Source organism: Mycobacteroides abscessus ATCC 19977, from assembly GCF_000069185.1.
GTDB lineage: Bacteria > Actinomycetota > Actinomycetes > Mycobacteriales > Mycobacteriaceae > Mycobacterium > Mycobacterium abscessus.
In genome coordinates this window covers 2,826,126-2,844,706 of record NC_010397.1, presented here as the reverse complement: position 1 = coordinate 2,844,706, position 18,581 = coordinate 2,826,126, and the positions used below count along the sequence as shown (strand labels likewise).

Below are 18,581 nucleotides of genomic sequence, written 5' to 3'. Positions count from 1 at the left end.
GCGTGGCCGAGGCTGAATGGGACGTTGTTCTCAAACCACATCTGTCGCCGTATTTCGTGTACGGGGCCGCGCTGGTGATCGCGGCAGCGCATATCGCCGTCGGATTCCTGTTGAAGATCTCGCCCAGCGGGGTGATCTTCAAGACCTCTGATCAGGTCGGTATCGCTCTGGTGGGCATCGTGATCGCGTGTGTGGTCCTGATGTTCGCCCGCCCGCGCGTGCGGGCCGGTTCGGCCGGTATCGAGGTGCGTAATGTGCTGGGCCCCAAACTCATTCCGTGGTCCGAGGTGGTCGGGGTGTCGTTTCCCCCGGGCGCGCAATGGGCGCGACTGGATTTGGAGGACTTTGAGTACGAGCCAATGATGGCGATCCAGGCGATCGACAAACAGCGGGCCGTTGACGCGATGGACGCACTGCGGGAAGTGTTGGGCAAGTACCGCGGCTAGGGGCCGTGCCCTCCGGCGACCGCTCGATCGGTGTCCCGCATGTATCGCGGATATCGCGCAGTTCCCCATCGCGGTGCCCACGTCCAAGTATCGTGAGAATATCGGCCGTGCCTGCAAGAACGGCGATGGCAGAGAGCTTGGAGACTGTGGCGACTACGAGAACATCGGCGCGTTGTGGGCCCGCCCGCGTATCGCTGACATCCGTACGCGACGCGCACGAGCTCTTTGTGACGGGCCAGGTAGATGGTTCATATCTGGAGTCGATACCGCTGCCGCGCCTGGTGACCGACAGCTGGCAGCGCAGCCTGGCCACCGGGGTCGATCCTGACCGAGGGCCAGGTGAGGCGGCTGCCGCCACGCAACTGACCGAATTACGCAACAGTCATCCGCTCGCCCGGGCGCTGCCGGTGATCCGCCGCCTACTGGTGGATCACGCTGCCGACTCAGGTGCACTTGTCGGGGTCACCGCTGCCGATGGCGCGCTGCTCTGGGTGGAGGGCGATTCCGGGGCAGGCCGCAAGGCGGCCGCGATGAATTTTGTTCCGGGTGCCGATTGGAGTGAGCGCGCCGTGGGCACCAACGCCCCGGGTACCGCGCTGGCGCTGGACCGCGAGGTACAGATCCGGGGGAGCGAACACTTCTGCAGGCTGGTGCGACCCTGGTCGTGCACCGCGGTCCCGATACACGACCCGCTGTCCGGAACGCCACTGGGGAGTCTGGACCTTACCGGCGGTGTGGACATCGCCTCCCCGCAGACCTTGGCGCTGGTGCGTGCGACGGCGGTGGCCGTCGAGCATTTCATCGCCCTGGACTATCCGGGGCGCGTTCAGGTAGACGCCGACACCGGGCCCCGGCTGACCCTGCTCGGTGTCGGCCGCCCGGTGCTACACACCGCGGACGGCGAACGCACACATCGGCTGTCGGGACGTCATGCCGAGATCCTGGCGCTGTTGCTTAGGCACCCCGAGGGCCTGAGCGCCGATCACCTGGCGATGCTGCTCGACGAGAACGACCTCGACGTGGTGACCATTCGCGCGGAAATGTCGCGACTACGCCGCATCGTGGGAGGCGAGCTGATCGGGTCACGGCCGTACCGGCTGCTCAAGAAGGTGCGAAGCGACATGGCTGATGTCTTCTCCGCACTGCGGGCGGGGGAGATCGCCAACGCCATGGATCACTATCACGGTGAGCTGCTGCCTCGTTCGGCGGCGCCGGCGGTTGCGCGGTTGCGCCTGGAGCTGAGCACCAGCCTTCGGGGTGCCGTCCTGGCCAGCGGCGATCTGCACTTGCTGCGCCGCTGGCTAGATCTGCCGGAGGCTCGGGACAACCGTGAGGGCTGGCAAGGGCTGCACGATCACCCCGGCGCGGGCGCGGTGGCGCGGTCGGAGGCTCGCGGTCACCTGATCGCGCTGGATTCAGACTTGGCCTGAGCCCGGCGCGCGCCGGAGTGAAGGTTGCAACCGTGCTGCAACGGGCCACTACCTACCTTGAGTGATCACCGACACATCTGTCGCCTTGAAGGTAGGAGACCTCCGTGACTGTTTACGCCCGCCCGGGAGCGCAGGGATCGCTGATGACATTCGCGTCCCGCTACGAGAATTTCATTGGCGGGCAATGGGTCCCACCAGAGCATGGGCGGTACTTCGAGAACCGCACCCCGGTGACGGGGGAGGTGTTCTGCGAGATACCACGCTCGGATGAAGCCGATGTGGAGAAGGCGCTTGACGCGGCGCATGCCGCGGCGCCCGGCTGGGCCAAGCTCTCGCCCGCGGACAGGGCGCTCATCCTCAACCGTGTCGCCGACCGGATGGAGGCGAATCTGGAAGCCATCGCCGTGGCCGAGTCGTGGGACAACGGGAAGCCGATTCGTGAAACCGTCAACGCTGATGTCCCGTTGGCCATCGATCACTTCCGGTACTTCGCGGGCGTGCTACGCGCACAAGAGGGTTCGCTCTCGCAGATCGATGAGGACACTGTCGCGTACCATTTCCATGAGCCGCTCGGCGTTGTCGGACAGATCATCCCGTGGAATTTTCCGCTGCTGATGGCCAGCTGGAAGCTGGCGCCAGCTCTCGCGGCTGGAAACACGGTGGTGCTCAAACCCGCAGAACAAACTCCCGCGTCGATCCTCCATCTGTTCTCGCTCATCGGTGACCTGTTGCCGCCGGGCGTGGTGAACATCGTCAACGGTTTCGGGGTGGAGGCGGGTAAGCCGCTGGCCTCCAGCAGCCGGATCGCGAAGATCGCCTTCACCGGGGAAACCAGCACCGGCCGCCTGATCATGCAGTACGCCAGTGAGAACCTGATCCCGGTCACCCTCGAACTGGGCGGCAAGAGCCCGAACCTGTTCTTCTCCGATGTGATGGCAGGAGGTGACGACTTTCAGGACAAGGCCCTGGAAGGGTTCACGATGTTCGCGTTCAACCAGGGCGAGGTGTGCACCTGTCCGTCACGCAGCCTCATTCAGGCCGACATCTTCGACGACTTCCTGGAGCTGGCAGCTATCCGCACCAAGGCGATCCGCCAGGGCGATCCGCTGGACACCGAGACCATGATGGGCGCGCAGGCCTCGCACGAGCAGCTCGAGAAGATCCTGTCCTACATCGATATCGGTAAATCCGAAGGCGCACGGCTGGTTACCGGTGGCGACCGCGCCGACCTGGGCGGTGATCTCTCGGGCGGGTACTACGTCACGCCCACCGTATTCGCGGGGGACAACTCCATGCGAATCTTCCAGGAAGAGATCTTCGGTCCGGTGCTCGCGGTCACCTCATTCGCCGACTACGACGATGCCATCGCCATCGCCAACGACACGCCGTACGGGCTGGGCGCAGGAGTGTGGAGCCGCAACGGCAACATCGCCTACCGCGCCGGACGTGACATCAAGGCAGGCCGGGTGTGGACCAATTGCTATCACCAGTATCCCGCGCATGCCGCCTTCGGTGGCTATAAGCGGTCCGGCATCGGCCGCGAGAACCACAAGATGATGCTCGATCACTACCAGCAGACCAAGAACCTGTTGGTGTCCTACGGCTCCAAAGCCCAGGGATTCTTCTGACCGCCACCGTCGGCGATAACACCCGAAAGTGAAGTCATCCCACTGAATTGAACTGCAGAGAACAAGGAAACGATATGGCGACCACCAAACACGGACTCATCGAGGAACATCTCGAGAGCGCGGATTATCTACGCAAGCGTCAGCTCAGATCGGGAAGCGCGGGCTGGCTGCTGCTGGCCGGCCTCGGGGTGAGTTACGTGGTATCCGGGGACTACTCGGGCTGGAACTTCGGCTTGAGGCAAGGCGGATTCGGCGGGCTGGCGCTTGCCACTGTGGTCATCGCTGGTATGTACCTGGCACTGGTGCTGGGCATGGCGGAGCTTTCTTCGGCGCTCCCGACCGCAGGTGGCGGCTACACGTTCGCGCGTCGCGCCCTGGGCCCATGGGGTGGATTCGCTACTGGTACAGCCATTCTCATCGAGTACTCGATCGCTCCCGCCGCCATCGCCACCTTCATCGGCGCCTACGTGCAGTCGCTGGGATTGTTCGGGATCACCAACGGATGGTGGGTCTACCTGGCTGCCTATGCCTTTTTCATCGGAATCCATCTCTCCGGTGTCGGGGAGGCGCTGAAGGTGATGTTCGTCATCACCGCCATCGCCCTGGTGGGGCTATTGATCTTCGCGATTGCCGCAGCCGGTCATTTCGACCTCCACAACTTGACCAACATCGCGGCGGACGAAAGCGCGGCCGGATCGTCCAGCATCTTGCCGCACGGTTACCTGGGCATCTGGGCTGCCATCCCGTTTGCCATTTGGTTCTTCCTCGCCGTGGAGGGCGTGCCGTTGGCAGCCGAGGAGACGGCCCACCCGGAACGCAACGTACCGCGCGGGATCATCGCGGCGATCGCCGTGCTGTTGGTCACCTGTGCGACGGCGCTGGTGCTGACCACCGGTGCCGGTGGTGCGGAACAGATGTCCGATTCGGGTAATCCGTTGGTTGAGGCGCTTGGTCACGGCACCGCCGCGAAATTGGTCAACTACATCGGGTTGGCCGGGCTTATCGCGAGCTTCTTCTCGATCATCTACGCCTACTCGCGACAGTTGTTCGCACTGTCCCGCGCGGGTTATCTGCCGACGGTTCTTTCGGTGACCAATTCCCGCAAGGCGCCGACGCTGGCGCTGATCGTCCCCGGTGTGGTCGGATTTGCGTTGTCACTGACCGGACATGGAGACCTGCTGCTGAACATGGCGGTCTTCGGGGCCGCCCTGAGCTATGTGCTGATGATGGTCAGCCATATCACGTTGCGGGTTCGCGAGCCGAATATGCCGCGGCCCTACCGCACACCGGGCGGAATCGTGACTACCAGCTTTGCGCTGATCGTGGCGGTGTTGGCAGTCGCCGCAACCTTCCTGGTCAATCCGGTGGCGGCCGGCTTGTGTCTGGCGGTCTTCGCGGCATTCATGGCGTATTTCGCGCTGTACAGCCGTCACCGCCTGGTGGCGAACTCGCCGGATGAGGAATTCGCGATACTGGCGGAGGCGGAAAGCGAGCTCACGTGAAGTATCGGCAACAGGTCGCCGGGGTGAACTACGCCTTTGACGGACTGGTGGATGTGATGGCCAAGGCGACCCCGTTGCGATCGGGTGATGAGCTGGCCGGGTGCGCGGCAGGCTCGGACGCCGAACGGGCCGCTGCTGCTTGGGTTCTCGCGGACCTGCCGCTCGACACCTTCCTGAACGAGGCCGTGGTGCCCTACGAATCCGACGAAGTCACCAGGCTGATAATCGACAGCCACGATCGCGGGGCGTATAGCGCCGTCTCGCACCTGACGGTCGGTGGCTTTCGGGACTGGTTGTTGGAAAGCGCTTCTCGTGATGATGGGGCACGGCGGATCGCCGAGGTTTCCGCGGGGATCACCCCGGAGATGGCGGCGGCGGTCAGCAAGATCATGCGCAATCAAGACCTGATCGCGGTGGGGGCCGCCATGCACGTGAGTGCGGCCTTCCGCACCACCATCGGCGGCAAGGGCACGCTGGCCACCCGCCTGCAGCCGAACCACCCCACCGATGATCCACGCGGTGTCGCTGCGGCCGTGCTCGACGGACTACTGCTGGGATGCGGTGACGCGGTCATCGGTATAAATCCTGCGACGGACTCTCCCGAGGCGACAGGAGATCTGCTCAAGCTGCTGGATTCGATCCGGTCACGCTACGACATCCCGACCCAGTCATGCGTCCTCTCACACATCACGACCACGATCGGCCTGATCGAGCGGGGAGCGCCGGTGGACTTGACGTTTCAGTCGATCGCCGGAACCGAGGGCGCCAACTCCGCTTTCGGCGTCGATATCGCGCTGCTGCGTGAGGGCCGCGACGCCACCCGGGCCTTGCGCCGCGGGACCGTCGGTGACAACGTCATGTATCTGGAAACGGGGCAGGGCTCCGCGCTGAGTTCTCGTGCTCACCTGGGTGCCGGCGGTAAACCAGTCGATCAGCAGACCTTGGAGGCCAGGGCCTATGCGGTGGCCCGTGACCTGGAACCTTTCCTGGTCAACACCGTCGTCGGATTCATTGGACCCGAATACCTCTACGACGGTAAGCAGATCGTGCGCGCCGGGCTGGAAGACCATTTCTGTGGCAAGCTGCTTGGCCTGCCCATGGGCGTCGACGTCTGTTACACCAATCATGCCGAGGCCGACCAGAACGACATGGATACGCTGCTGATCCTGCTTGCCGCGGCGGGCGTGGCCTTCGTTATCACCGTTCCGGGCGCCGACGATGTGATGCTGGGTTATCAGAGTCTGTCGTTTCACGATGTGCTGCAGGCACGCCGGACGCTAGGTCTGCGGCCCGCGCCGGAGTTTGAACAGTGGCTGCACGCCATCGGCATGGTTGACGATGACGGCCGCCTCACCCCCTTCGACGTGACGAGCTCACCGTTGCGTGCGCTTACCATCTCGGGCGCCCGATGACAGCCGGTGACGTTGCGCGCCAGAGGTTTTGGAAAGACCTGAGACTGAACACCCAGGCCCGGATCGGTTTGGACAGGGCAGGTAATGCGCTGCACACTCGAGATGTGCTGGACTTGGCTGCCGCGCATGCGATTGCACGGGACGCCGTGCACGTACCCCTGGATATCGATCGCTTCGCCGCTGACGTCGGTGCGCTCGGGTTGGGCGTACCCGTCGTGGTGACCAGTCAGGTGGGTTCCCGGGCGGAGTACTTGCGCCGACCCGACCTCGGCCGGCTGCCCGCCGACCTGTCGGCGGTGGCGCGTAGACCGGCGGATATCGGATTCGTACTCGCCGACGGTTTATCACCCACTGCCCTGATGCGCCACGGTGTTCCGCTCCTGCGCGAGCTCGCCCTGAGGTTGGGAAACGCGTACACGCTGGCCGCGCCGGTGATCGCAACGCAGGCTCGGGTAGCGCTGGGGGACCACGTCGCCGAGCAGGGGCGGTACCGGACGTTGATCGTCATCATCGGTGAGCGACCGGGGCTCAGTGTGGTCGACAGCCTCGGTATCTATCTCACGCACCTACCGCGGTCCGGTTGCACCGATGCCGATCGCAACTGCATATCCAATATCCATCCGCCTGACGGGCTCAGCTACTCGGAAGCGGCGCGCATCGCGGCGAGTCTGGTCGGCGGAGCGCTTCAGTTGGGCCGCTCCGGCGTGGAACTCAAGGACACCTCGCGCGCCTCCGCGATCGACGACCCGGGGCTTGAGTCGCTGGGCTGATCGGCCGCTATCCGGTGTCGCCCATGACCAGTCCTTCGCGGCGAGGGTCCGCGCCGCCGATCCAGCCCGGTCCCCGGCGCACCAGCGCGGACAGGCCACTGGACTGATCGGCGACGTCGACGATGTGGCCACGTGCGCGCAGCCGCTGGATCAAGGGGTCGTCGGCGCCGTTGTCGCGGGCATCGATACTGGGGTGTTCGCCGCCGACATTGGTCTTGGGGGAGTTGTTGGCGCCGAAGTCCACCATCGACACCGCCTGCTGTGGATCGAGGCCCCAGTCCAGAATGCCGACAAGGGTTTTCACAACAAACTGGATGATCACCGAGCCGCCCGGCGAGCCGAGTGCCAGGAGCAACGCGCCGCGCTTGCCGGATTCGGCGCGTTCGAAAACCAGGGTGGGCGCCATCGAGCTACGGGGGCGTTTTCCTGGTTGCAGCCGGTTGGCGACCGGGAGCCCGTCTTTACCCACGGGCTCGGCCGAGAAGTCGGTGAGCTGATTGTTGAGGAAGAACCCGTCCACCATGTGGAACGAACCGAATGCTGACTCCACCGTCGTGGTGAGCGACGCCGCGTTGCCCCGGGCGTCGACGACGGTCACCTGGCTGGTGCCGTGCTCGGGGGTGGATACCGCCGCGGATGCCGGTATGTTGAATTCGCCCGGCTTGGCGACGCCCATCGTTGTATCGCCGGAGATCAGTCGTGCCCGCCCGGCCAGGTACGTCGGATTCAGCAGAGTGTCGGGTGAATTACCTGGTAGCGCAACAAAATCTGTGTCGGCAACGTATTTGTCGCGGTCGGCATAGGCGAGCCGTTCCGCCTCGGCGATGTAGTGCACCCCGTCAACCGTCGGCTTGCCGCCGTCGAGATCGATATCGGTGGGCCGGAAGGATGCCATCGGGAAGTTCTGCAGGATGCCCAATGTCGCGGCCACCGCGATACCTCCCGAGGAAGGCGCTGGCATACCGCAGATCTCGTGGTCGCGGTAGGTGGTGCACAGCGCTGCCCGCCTCTTGGCGGTGTATCCAGATAGGTCTGCGGTGGTCATCAGGCTCGGGGTGCGTCCCGACGAGGTGTCCGCCGCCGCGGCCACGATGGCTTCGGCGATGGCGCCCCGGTAGAAGGCATCGGGTCCGTCGGCAGCAACGGCGCCGAGGGTTTTTGCGTAGGCCGGGTTGGTGATCTTGGTTCCGGCGGGTTTGGCCGAACCATCGGTGTTGAGAAGGTAGAGGTCGGCTTCTGGATCCAGGGCAAGACTGGCCGCTGAATCGGTGATCGCCGCGGCCAGGCGCGGGCTGATCTCGAAGCCGTCGTCTGCCAATTGAACTGCCGGAGTGAACAACTCGCGCCAGGGTGCGGCTCCGTGCTCGGCATGCACGTCGTAGAGCATGCGCAGGATTCCGGGCACTCCGATCGAGCGGCCCGACGACCGCACATCGGGTCTGGGTGCAGTCCGGTCTGCGTCGTCGACCCAGCGTAGATAGTTCTCGGTCGCGGCGGCCGGGGCGACTTCTCTACCGTCATAGGTCTGTACCGCACCGCTGGCGGCGTCGTAGTAGACGAGGAAGCCGCCGCCCCCGATGCCCGAGGATTGCGGCTCGACCAGCCCGAGCACGGCTTGGGCGGCAACCAGGGCATCGGCGGCGGACCCTCCGTCACGCAGCACCTTGCACGCGGCCTGCGTGGCCAGGGGGTTTGCGGTTGCGGCGGCATAGCTCGCGGTACGTACCGCGGTCATCCCGGTCCGATAGCCGGTGGCCACTTCGGGATTGGTGGAGATGTTTCGTTCGGTAGCCGCTTGAGTGGCAGCGGTTTTCGTGATCGGAACACCGTTTGCGGTGATCCCGCATGGTTCCGCCGCGCCGCCCGGCCTGCTCGTCATGTCGCCGGCGCAGCCCGCGGACGCCAGAAGGGCGATAGAGGCGATGGCTAGCGCTCTGGTCAGGGCTCTCACAGTGTGATCACGTTATGCCATGGTCGGCTGGGCGGTCGACCTACGTGATAGGTTCCGCGCGTGTTCGGAGGCGCGCCCCAGACAGCCGGATTATTCGGACCGCGGCGATCGGCATCCCTCGTGGTGGCGCTGGCAGCGTTTCTTGCGGTCGCGGGATGCGGTACTTCGCAGCCCCCCGCCCCGACCACGCGGCCCGGAGACGCGGGCGAGATCGGCGGTGCCGCCGTCCCGATGACACTGCGTGTCTCCGTCGACCAGGCGATGCGCACGGTGTTCAGCGAGTTGGCCAAACGATTCCAGATCGACCATCCGGGCACCCAGATACAGCTGAAATTCAAGCGGTCGCAAGAACTTGCCGACGAGCTGGAGCGGGAGCCGGCCCCGGATGTGCTGGTGGTGCGGGACGTGGATATGCACAGGGCGGCACAGGCGGGGCAGGTGAAAGATCCGGCGGCGTTCGCCGCGAACAGACTGGTGATTGTTACCCCACCTGGGAACCCGAATCATGTCTTCACCTTCAACGACGCGGTGCGCTCGGGCGCGCGGCTCGCGGTGTGTGCACCGGAACTCGCGTGTGGCGCTGCCACTGCGCGCGTTGCGGAATCACTCGCGGCTCCGCTCGGTCCGGCTCAGACAGAGCGCACCGCGAATGCGGTGGTGGACGCGGTGGCCGAGGGACGGGCAGAGGTAGGGCTCACCTACTCCTCGTACGCCACAAGTGACGAGCCGCGCGTGACCACGCTGAGCTTTCCCGGCGATGCGGTGTCGGTCGAGCGCTACTCGATTGCTGTCACCACCAAGTCGGAGAACCAAAACCGGGCACAGCAACTCGCCGATTCGGTGCGTAGCGGTGACGGCCACCGACTCATGTCGGCCTTCGGTTTCGGTGCGCCCTGACCGTACGCTAGGTGGTGGCGTCCACCGGGTGGTAGGAGAAACCGATCTCGATCGGAGTGTTGGCGAGTGCGGGGCTGCGTGCGGAGAGCGTCACCGTGGCATCGGAGTCGATCTCGACGGTCAAGGGGATGTCGGCTCCCGTGCCCGTGGTCACCTTGGGCGAGGCGAACATTCCCACCAGCAGTGAGGGATTGTCGGGCGCACCATCGGATTCGATCAGCAACGTGGTGCCATGGCGCACCCAATGAGTGCCCGCGGGTAGTCCGAGACGCACCTTGTAGTCAAAGGACTCGCCGGGGTCCTTTTTCACGATGGTGAAGTACTCGCCGCCGTCGATCAACGGGGTGACCGTGTATTCGGTGTCTGCGGCTCGGTATGTCGCGTCCCCGTCCGGCCCCCATTGTGCGGGTGCCAGCGGAACGTCCTCCGGGAGGTGGATTGTCAAGAGCTCGCCGGGCTTACCGGTTCGGACACGGATGCCTTCCTGCGCAAAGACCGGGAGTATCGCTGTGCGAGAGTTTGTTTCGGACGCCGGCGTGGGGGTTGGGGTCTCCGGATCCGCCGAGCCGATCGCGGGGAACACCGCGATACCGCTCATCGTGACCAGGGCAACGGCCAATGGGCCAACGCTGAATTTCATCCAACTCGTCCTATCTCTCAGCACGCCAGCGTGACGTGAGCGACCTTGGTGGACACGGGAACCGATGTCGGTCTGTTGCGCATATCGCGCGCGCTGGCCACATTGGATACGGGCGACTGCTGATTGACGGACTGCACGACACAGTTGTCCTGGTGTCCGGAGCCGATCCGCGTCACGGTGACGCGATAGCCGCTGGCCTGCAAGCTGTTGATGACGGCATCGGCATCATTTGCGGGAACCGCGAGCGCGTTGATCGCCGTGATGAGAGACAGCCCCGTGGCCGCGGTGAGTAGTACCGGCAAGCCCCTCGCGGTAGATCTACGCACCGTCGCTACTCCTTCGTCTCTACGTTGAAGTACCCCCCGAGGGTAGCAGTGGATCGCGCGGTCGGTGGGGAGTCGGCGGGCATGGATGTCTCACTGCCGATGAGGTCGGTCGTCGGAGCCCCGGACTAGCCTGGACATGTGCCCGATCCCTCGACCTATCGACCGGCTCCCGGCTCGATCCCCGTCGAGCCGGGTGTCTACCGATTCCGCGATCCGCATGGCCGGGTCATCTACGTCGGCAAGGCCAAGAGCCTGCGCAGCCGACTCACCTCCTATTTCGCCGACATCACGGGTCTGCATCCGCGCACCCGGCAGATGGTCACCACTGCCGGCAGCGTGGAGTGGACGGTGGTGGGCACCGAGGTCGAGGCCCTGCAGCTCGAATACAACTGGATCAAGGAATTCGATCCTCGTTTCAACGTCCGCTATCGCGACGACAAGTCGTATCCGGTGCTCGCGGTCACCCTCAATGAAGAATATCCGCGGCTGTTCGTCTATCGCGGCCCACGTCGCAAGGGCGTGCGCTACTTCGGGCCCTACTCGCATGCGTGGGCCATCCGGGAAACGCTCGACCTGCTGACCCGGGTGTTCCCGGCGCGCACCTGCTCGAACGGAGTATTCAAGCGCCACAAGCAAATTGATCGACCCTGCCTGCTCGGGTATATCGAGAAGTGTTCGGCACCCTGCATCGGCCGGGTGAGTGCCCAGGAGCACCGTGAGATAGTCCTGGATTTCTGCGACTTCCTATCGGGTAAGACCGATCGTCTGGCCCGCGACATGGAACGTGAGATGAACCAGGCCGCCCAGGAACTCAATTTCGAGCGGGCCGCACGGTTGCGCGACAACATTTCCGCGCTGCAACGAGCGCTGGAACGGCAGACCGTGGTCTTCGGCGATGGCACCGATGCAGATGTGGTGGCGTTCTCCGACGACGAGTTGGAAGCTGCCGTGCAGGTGTTCCACGTGCGTGGCGGGCGGGTTCGCGGACAACGTGGCTGGATTGTCGAAAAGACCGGCGACCCTGGCGATTCCGATCTCCAGGGATTGGTTGAGCAGTTCCTCACCCAGTTCTACGGTGACCAGGCGGATCTGGTGTACGCCGCCGATACCGAGGCCGATGTGGCGCCGGTACCGCGCGAGGTGCTGGTGCCGGTGCTGCCCAGGGATGCCGAGGGAATGACCTCATGGCTCACCGGACTGCGGGGCTCTCGGGTCTCCCTACGGGTGCCGCAGCGCGGCGACAAAAAGGCGCTGGCGGAGACGGTGGAGCGCAATGCGAAAGAGGCGCTGGCGCAGCACAAGCTCAAACGCGCCGGTGATCTCACCACCAGGTCGGCCGCATTGCAGGAGCTGCAGGACGCACTGGGGCTGGAGCAGGCGCCCTTACGCATCGAGTGCATCGACATCAGTCATGTCCAGGGCACCGACGTGGTGGCATCGTTGGTGGTTTTCGAGGACGGGCTCTCGCGCCGGTCCGACTACCGCCACTACAGCATCAGGGAGGCCGCGGGAGACGGCCGCTCCGACGATGTCGCCTCCATCGCAGAGGTCACCCGGCGTCGGTTCGCTCGTCACGTGCAAGATCAGCAGGCGGTGACCGAGTATGCGGCGGAGGGACATTCACGCAAGTTCGCCTATCCGCCGAATCTTTTCGTCGTGGATGGCGGGGCGCCGCAGGTCAACGCGGCCGCCGCCGAACTCAGCGAGCTGGGCGTCACCGACGTCGCGGTGATCGGATTGGCCAAGCGGCTCGAAGAGGTGTGGGTTCCGGGCGAGCCGGATCCGGTGATTCTGCCGCGCACCAGTGAGGCGCTGTACTTGCTGCAACGGGTGCGTGACGAGGCACACCGGTTCGCCATCACCTTCCACCGGAGCAAGCGGTCCAGGCGGATGACGGCCTCCGTGCTCGACGGCATACCCGGTTTGGGCGAGGCGCGCCGGGCTGCACTCGTCTCGCATTTCGGTTCGGTAGCCCAGCTCAAGAAGGCGAGCGTGGAGGAGATCACCGCCGTGCCCGGCATCGGTGCGGCGACCGCGGTCGCGGTGCGTGAGGCCCTCATCGAAACTGACAGTTCGGCCCCGAGTTCCGGTGCAACCGAAGCAGTACTGCCCGCCATGGTCGAAAATGGAGTCGATGACACTCCATCCACCTAGCGAGACCGCAAACGCCGATATCGACGTCGTGCTGGTCACGGGCCTATCGGGCGCGGGACGCGGCACTACCGCCAAGGTGCTCGAAGACCTCGGGTGGTACGTCGCCGACAATCTTCCGCCGGAACTGATCACACGAATGGTCGACCTGGGCTTGGCCGCCGGTTCACGCATCACTCAGCTCGCTGTGGTGATGGATGTCCGGTCCCGAGGCTTCACCGGCGACCTCGAGTCCGTCCGCGCCGACCTGGCCACCCGCGGAATCAGTCCCCGGGTGCTGTTTCTGGAGGCGTCGGACGAGAGTCTGGTCCGCCGGTACGAGAACAACCGGCGGAGCCACCCGCTGCAGGGCGGCCAGACGCTCGCTGAGGGCATCGCGGCGGAACGGGCGCTGCTTTCGTCGATACGGGCTTCGGCGGACCTGGTGATCGACACCTCGTCCCTTCCCGTCCCCGCCTTGCGCGCGGCCATCGAGCGTGCCTTCAGCAGCGAGTCCGTTGCACACATCAGCGTGACCGTCGAGTCCTTCGGTTTTAAGTACGGTCTCCCGATGGATGCGGATATGGTCGTCGACGTTCGGTTCTTGCCGAACCCGCACTGGGTGGATGAGCTGCGGCCACATACCGGACAACATCCCTCGGTCAGCCACTATGTGTTGAGCCAACCCGGTGCGGACGAGTTCTTGGACACCTACCATCGGCTGCTGAACCTCGTGATCGACGGCTACCGGCGAGAGGGGAAGCGCTACATGACAATCGCGGTGGGGTGCACGGGCGGCAAGCATCGAAGCGTCGCGATAACCGAGGCGCTGGCCGCATCCTTGGCTCCCGACGACGACCTGTCGGTGCGGGTGTTGCACCGCGACCTGGGACGCGAATGAGCTCCGGTATCGCGCAGGACACCCAGCTGACCCGGCGGGAGCCGCGCATCGTCGCGCTCGGTGGCGGGCACGGCCTCTACGCGACGTTGTCGGCGGCGCGGCGGCTCACCCACGACATCACCGCGGTGGTCACTGTGTCCGATGACGGCGGCTCCTCCGGCCGCATTCGTTCCGAGCTCGGGATCGTGCCACCCGGTGATCTGCGGATGGCGTTGGCGGCGCTGGCCTCCGACAGCCCCCGCGGACGTATGTGGGCCACGGCCATACAGCACCGGTTGGGTGGCAGCGGGGGCCTGGCGGGGCACCCGATCGGCAACCTGATCCTGGCGGGTCTCACCGACATGCTCGCCGACCCGGTCACCGCCCTCGACGAGATGGGGCGCATGCTCGGCATTACCGGACGCGTGTTGCCCATGTGCCCGATTCCGTTGCAGATCGAGGCTGACGTATCGGGACTGGAATCCGATCCCCGTATGAGCCGGGTGATCCGCGGCCAGGTGGCATTGGCCACCACCCCGGGCAAGGTCCGCCGGGTGCGCCTCCATCCGGGTAACCCGCCCGCCACCCGACAGGCCATCGACGCGATTATGGCTGCCGACCTGGTGGTTTTAGGCCCAGGATCCTGGTTCACGAGCGTGATCCCGCATGTCTTGGTGCCCGAGCTCTTTGCGGCTTTGCAACAGACACCGGCGCGCAAGGCGCTGATCCTGAATCTCGCCCCGGAGCCGGGGGAGACGGCGGGCTTTTCCGCTGAGCGTCATTTGCACGTACTCTCGCAACACGCTCCCGAGTTCGGAGTGCACGACATCGTTGTCGAATCCGCGTCCGCAGACAGCACCGAACGCGACCACCTGACCAGGGCGGCCGCCTTGTTCAATGCGCAGGTTCAGTTCGCTGATGTCTCGCGTCCTGGTACACATTTACATGACCCTGCGAAACTGGCGGCGGTCTTGGACCGAGTACGGACGGGTGGCGCGGCCTTGGGCACAGGAACTGCCGCCGGAACAGATGCCGAATCCACGGTGCGCCTGGCCGCGGGGGGCGGACGCACGCAGCACGGAAGCCAGAGAGGGGACGCCACGTGGCGATGACCGCCGAGGTCAAGGACGAACTGAGCCGCCTGGTGGTGACTCAGGTCAGTAGCCGGCGCGCCGAGGTCGCGTCGCTGCTGCGGTTCGCCGGCGGGCTGCACATCGTCAGCGGCAGGGTCGTCGTCGAGGCGGAGGTCGACCAGGGCAGCATCGCCCGCCGTCTGCGTAAGGACATCTTCGATCTGTACGGCTACAACGCGGTGGTGCACGTGCTGTCGGCCGGCGGTATCCGCAAGACAACCCGGTATGTGGTGCGCGTCGCCAAAGACGGAGAGGCATTGGCCCGGCAAACCGGCCTGCTCGATCTGCGGGGTCGCCCGGTGCGCGGGCTGCCGGCACAGGTGGTCGGCGGCAGCGTCGCAGACGCCGAGGCGGCCTGGCGCGGTGCGTTCCTGGCGCATGGATCGTTGACCGAACCCGGACGTTCCTCGGCGCTGGAGGTCAGCTGCCCGGGTCCAGAGGCCGCGTTGGCGCTGGTGGGTGCTGCCCGACGGCTCGGCGTAAGCGCCAAGGCGCGTGAGGTCCGGGGAAGCGATCGCGTGGTGGTCCGCGACGGCGAGGCGATCGGTGCCCTGCTTACCCGCATGGGCGCCCAGGACACCCGGCTGACCTGGGAAGAGCGCCGCATGCGGCGTGAGGTGCGGGCAACGGCAAACCGGCTCGCCAATTTCGATGATGCGAACCTGCGCCGGTCCGCGCGCGCTGCGGTCGCGGCGGCGGCGCGAGTGGAGCGGGCGCTGGAGATCCTGGGTGACACCGTCCCCGACCACCTGGCGGCTGCGGGCAAACTGCGTGTCGAGCATCGTCAGGCCTCCTTAGAGGAGCTGGGCCGGCTGGCCGACCCGGTGATGACCAAAGATGCTGTCGCCGGCCGCATCCGGCGGTTGTTGTCGATGGCCGATCGCAAGGCCAAGACCGAGGGCATCCCGGACACTGAGTCCGCCGTGACCCCCGAGCTGCTCGAAGAGGCCTAGTCTGCCGCTCGCGGCGGTCGAAAAACGTTGGCGAATTGTCGGAGCGCTTTCGTACCCTGGATTGGTGGACTTCCCCGAACAGTTGAAAACCGAAGGGGTCCTTGGCAAAAACTCCGGGGGCTCTTCCGGCGGGGAGTCACATCCTTCGACGTCCGGCCTCCCGCGGGCGCTGCGCCCGATGCGACACCGCGACTATCGACTGCTCACGCTTGGCCTCGCGATCACGCTGCTGGGCAACGGCATGTGGACTGTCGCGCTCGTCTGGCAGGTCATCCGGATGGGGTTGGGGCCGGCACAAGTTGCCGTTGTCGGTACCACGTTCAGCGTCGGCCTGCTGCTCAGCGTGCTACCGGCAGGCGTGGCGGCCGACCGTCTGCCCAAGCTGTGGGTGATGCGGTGCTCGCTCGCGGTGCAGACCGCATTGATGCTGACCACCGCGACCCTTGCGCTGACCGGCGCGGCCCATATCTGGCATTTGGCACTGAACTCATTGCTGTTCGGTATCGCCGAGGGTTTCTACATACCGGCCTATACCGCATTGTTGCCCAGTCTGCTCCCTGCCGATGAGCTATTGGCCGCCAACGGAATCGAAGGCATCCTGCGGCCGGTGATGCAGCTGGCCGCAGGCCCTGCGGTAAGCGCGGCCATCGTGAGCGTGTGGTCGCCGGGTGGCGCATTCCTACTGGAGGGCATGCTCGTCGGCGCGGGTCTGAGTTGCCTGCTGCTGGTCCGGCACAAGCATGAGCCGCCCGCATCCGCGGAGGTGCGGCAGCACCCGTTGCGTCGTGCCCTCGCCGATTTGGCAGAGGGATTCCGGTACATGGTGCGCACCACCTGGTTTTTCGCCACACTGCTGTTCGCGATCGGCTACGTGCTGGTGGTCGTGGGCCCCATCGAGATACTGCTGCCGTTCGTCATCCGCGATCACGGCGGCGACCCCGGCGCCCATGCCACGGTATTGGCGCTTTTCGGTCTGGCGGGAGCGGTTGGCTCATTCATCGTGTCGTCACTACCGTTGGCCCGCCGATATTTGACGGTGATGATCCTGATGTGGGGAGCGGGCTCGTTACCCCTGATCTTCATCGGGTTCACCGGCCACGTCTGGATGATCGCGGTCGCCATGATCATCGTCGGCGGCACCATGCAGGCGGCCAACGTCATCTGGGGCACGCTGATGCAGCGTCGCGTGCCCGAGGAGATGCTGGGCCGTGCGGCCAGCATGGACTTCTTCGTCTCCCTGGTCGGGCTGCCGGCATCCTTCGCGCTGGTGGTTCCCGTGGCACATGTCATCGGCAACACGACGGTGTTCGTCATCGCGGGAGTGGCGCCGCTGGTGCTGGCAGCCGCCGCCCATATCGTCGCGCGACTGGGCCGGGACGAAATGGCTCACCCCCTGGGCTAATGTGAGTGCCGATAACGGGTACACCACATCTCAAACCGACAAAGAGGGAGCGCTACGTGACTGTCCGGGTAGGCGTAAACGGGTTTGGCCGGATCGGCCGGAACTTCTTTCGGGCACTGGACGCGCAGAAGGCTCAAGGGGTCAACACTGACATCGAGATCGTCGCGGTCAACGACCTGACCGATAACGCCACCCTGGCCCACCTGCTGAAGTTCGACTCCATCCTGGGCCGGCTGCCCTATGACGTCAGCCTGGAGGGCGATGACACGATCGTCGTCGGCGATCACAAGATCAAGGCGCTCGAGGTCAAGGAGGGTCCTGCGGCCCTTCCCTGGGGCGACCTGGGCGTTGACGTCGTCGTCGAGTCGACCGGCATCTTCACCGCACGCGCCAAGGCGCAGGGTCACCTGGACGCCGGCGCCAAGAAGGTCATCATCTCCGCGCCGGCCAGCGACGAGGACATCACCATCGTGCTGGGCGTCAACGACGACAAGTACGACGGCAGCCAGAACATCATCTCGAACGCCTCGTGCACCACGAACTGCCTGGGCCCGCTCGCCAAGGTCCTCAACGACGAGTTCGGCATCGTCAAGGGCCTGATGACCACCATCCACGCCTACACGCAGGACCAGAACCTGCAGGACGGCCCGCATAAGGATCTGCGCCGTGCTCGCGCCGCCGCCCTGAACATCGTGCCGACCTCCACCGGTGCCGCCAAGGCCATCGGCCTGGTGCTCCCCGAGCTCAAGGGCAAGCTCGACGGCTACGCCCTGCGCGTGCCGATCCCCACCGGTTCGGCGACCGACCTCACCGTCGAACTCAAGAAGGCCGCCAGCGCCGATGAGATCAATGCCGCGATGAAGGCCGCCGCCGAGGGCAAGCTCAAGGGCATTCTCAAGTACTACGACGCGCCGATCGTCTCCTCGGACATCGTCACCGACCCGCACAGCTCGATCTTCGACGCGGGTCTGACCAAGGTGATCGACGACCAGGCCAAGGTGGTCTCCTGGTACGACAACGAGTGGGGCTACTCGAACCGCCTCGTCGACCTGGTCGGCCTGGTCGGCAAGTCGCTGTAACG

At 65.3% G+C, this 18,581-nt stretch carries 16 protein-coding genes; 13 read left to right on the top strand and 3 right to left on the bottom strand.

Annotated elements, in window-relative coordinates:
- The first annotated feature begins 2 nt into the window (after positions 1–2).
- The 6 genes from MAB_RS14175 to eutC all read left to right on the top strand — a co-directional run bounded on the left by MAB_RS14175 (position 3) and on the right by eutC (position 7,188).
- Entirely contained in the window at positions 3–446 is a 444-nt protein-coding gene (locus MAB_RS14175; protein WP_005057756.1) for a PH domain-containing protein, read from the top strand.
- Between the two features lie 146 nt (positions 447–592).
- Entirely contained in the window at positions 593–1,876 is a 1,284-nt protein-coding gene (locus MAB_RS14170) for a helix-turn-helix domain-containing protein (RefSeq protein ID WP_005111336.1), read from the top strand.
- A gap of 104 nt (positions 1,877–1,980) precedes the next feature.
- Positions 1,981–3,504: an aldehyde dehydrogenase gene (gene adh / locus MAB_RS14165; protein ID WP_005087846.1), complete on the top strand. Its 1,524-nt coding sequence runs from the start codon at positions 1,981–1,983 to the stop codon at positions 3,502–3,504.
- Positions 3,505–3,578: 74 nt separating this feature from the next.
- Positions 3,579–5,006, top strand: a complete 1,428-nt coding sequence (gene eat, locus MAB_RS14160; RefSeq protein WP_005111333.1) for an ethanolamine permease — start codon at positions 3,579–3,581, stop codon at positions 5,004–5,006.
- Complete coding sequence (locus tag MAB_RS14155) at positions 5,003–6,418, top strand: ethanolamine ammonia-lyase subunit EutB (protein ID WP_005082310.1); 1,416 nt, start codon at positions 5,003–5,005, stop codon at positions 6,416–6,418. The genes eat and MAB_RS14155 overlap by 4 nt, the downstream gene beginning before the upstream one ends.
- Entirely contained in the window at positions 6,415–7,188 is a 774-nt protein-coding gene (eutC, locus tag MAB_RS14150) for an ethanolamine ammonia-lyase subunit EutC (protein ID WP_005093542.1), read from the top strand. Before MAB_RS14155 ends, eutC begins: the two co-directional genes overlap by 4 nt.
- A 7-nt stretch (positions 7,189–7,195) precedes the next feature.
- Here eutC and MAB_RS14145 read toward each other — a convergent pair whose 3' ends face one another.
- On the bottom strand, positions 7,196–9,139 hold the full coding sequence (locus MAB_RS14145; protein ID WP_012296594.1) for a gamma-glutamyltransferase family protein: 1,944 nt from the start codon (positions 9,137–9,139) through the stop codon (positions 7,196–7,198).
- 60 nt (positions 9,140–9,199) lie between these two features.
- Here MAB_RS14145 and MAB_RS14140 point away from each other — a divergent pair, with 60 nt between their 5' ends.
- The gene (locus MAB_RS14140; RefSeq protein WP_005082306.1) at positions 9,200–10,036 is read left to right on the top strand and encodes a molybdate ABC transporter substrate-binding protein; all 837 of its coding nucleotides are present in this window, start codon (positions 9,200–9,202) and stop codon (positions 10,034–10,036) included.
- 7 nt (positions 10,037–10,043) lie between these two features.
- Here MAB_RS14140 and MAB_RS14135 read toward each other — a convergent pair whose 3' ends face one another.
- Both MAB_RS14135 and MAB_RS14130 read right to left on the bottom strand, forming a co-directional pair.
- Complete coding sequence (locus tag MAB_RS14135) at positions 10,044–10,676, bottom strand: cupredoxin domain-containing protein (protein ID WP_005111328.1); 633 nt, start codon at positions 10,674–10,676, stop codon at positions 10,044–10,046.
- Positions 10,677–10,693: 17 nt separating this feature from the next.
- Positions 10,694–11,002: a hypothetical protein gene (locus tag MAB_RS14130; RefSeq protein WP_005076031.1), complete on the bottom strand. Its 309-nt coding sequence runs from the start codon at positions 11,000–11,002 to the stop codon at positions 10,694–10,696.
- Positions 11,003–11,140: 138 nt separating this feature from the next.
- On the opposite strand from MAB_RS14130, the gene uvrC reads away from it, so the two are divergent.
- From uvrC to gap, 6 genes are all read left to right on the top strand, one after another.
- Positions 11,141–13,156: an excinuclease ABC subunit UvrC gene (gene uvrC, locus MAB_RS14125; RefSeq protein WP_005082304.1), complete on the top strand. Its 2,016-nt coding sequence runs from the start codon at positions 11,141–11,143 to the stop codon at positions 13,154–13,156.
- Positions 13,128–14,033 carry an RNase adapter RapZ gene (gene rapZ, locus MAB_RS14120; protein ID WP_005093536.1) on the top strand — a complete coding sequence of 302 codons (906 nt, stop codon included), beginning with the start codon at positions 13,128–13,130 and terminating at the stop codon, positions 14,031–14,033. Before uvrC ends, rapZ begins: the two co-directional genes overlap by 29 nt.
- Positions 14,030–15,124, top strand: coding sequence for a gluconeogenesis factor YvcK family protein (locus tag MAB_RS14115; protein ID WP_005057786.1), 1,095 nt, complete (start codon positions 14,030–14,032; stop codon positions 15,122–15,124). Before rapZ ends, MAB_RS14115 begins: the two co-directional genes overlap by 4 nt.
- Positions 15,121–16,098, top strand: coding sequence for a DNA-binding protein WhiA (gene whiA / locus MAB_RS14110; protein ID WP_005057788.1), 978 nt, complete (start codon positions 15,121–15,123; stop codon positions 16,096–16,098). The genes MAB_RS14115 and whiA overlap by 4 nt, the downstream gene beginning before the upstream one ends.
- A 178-nt stretch (positions 16,099–16,276) precedes the next feature.
- Positions 16,277–17,500 (top strand): MFS transporter, encoded by a 1,224-nt coding sequence (locus MAB_RS14105; RefSeq protein WP_005087840.1) that lies wholly within the window; start codon positions 16,277–16,279, stop codon positions 17,498–17,500.
- Positions 17,501–17,556: 56 nt separating this feature from the next.
- Entirely contained in the window at positions 17,557–18,579 is a 1,023-nt protein-coding gene (gap, locus tag MAB_RS14100) for a type I glyceraldehyde-3-phosphate dehydrogenase (protein WP_005057792.1), read from the top strand.
- The last annotated feature ends 2 nt before the right edge of the window (positions 18,580–18,581 follow it).

Bases quoted from the DNA above. Each gene is read 5' to 3' on its own strand.
- whiA (WP_005057788.1), top strand. From the start codon at position 15,121: ATGACCGCCGAGGTCAAGGACGAACTGAGCCGCCTGGTGGTGACTCAG.
- rapZ (WP_005093536.1), top strand. From the start codon at position 13,128: ATGGAGTCGATGACACTCCATCCACCTAGCGAGACCGCAAACGCCGAT.
- MAB_RS14105 (WP_005087840.1), top strand. From the start codon at position 16,277: ATGCGACACCGCGACTATCGACTGCTCACGCTTGGCCTCGCGATCACG.
- MAB_RS14135 (WP_005111328.1), bottom strand. From the start codon at position 10,676: ATGAAATTCAGCGTTGGCCCATTGGCCGTTGCCCTGGTCACGATGAGC.
- eutC (WP_005093542.1), top strand. From the start codon at position 6,415: ATGACAGCCGGTGACGTTGCGCGCCAGAGGTTTTGGAAAGACCTGAGA.
- MAB_RS14115 (WP_005057786.1), top strand. From the start codon at position 14,030: ATGAGCTCCGGTATCGCGCAGGACACCCAGCTGACCCGGCGGGAGCCG.
- eat (WP_005111333.1), top strand. From the start codon at position 3,579: ATGGCGACCACCAAACACGGACTCATCGAGGAACATCTCGAGAGCGCG.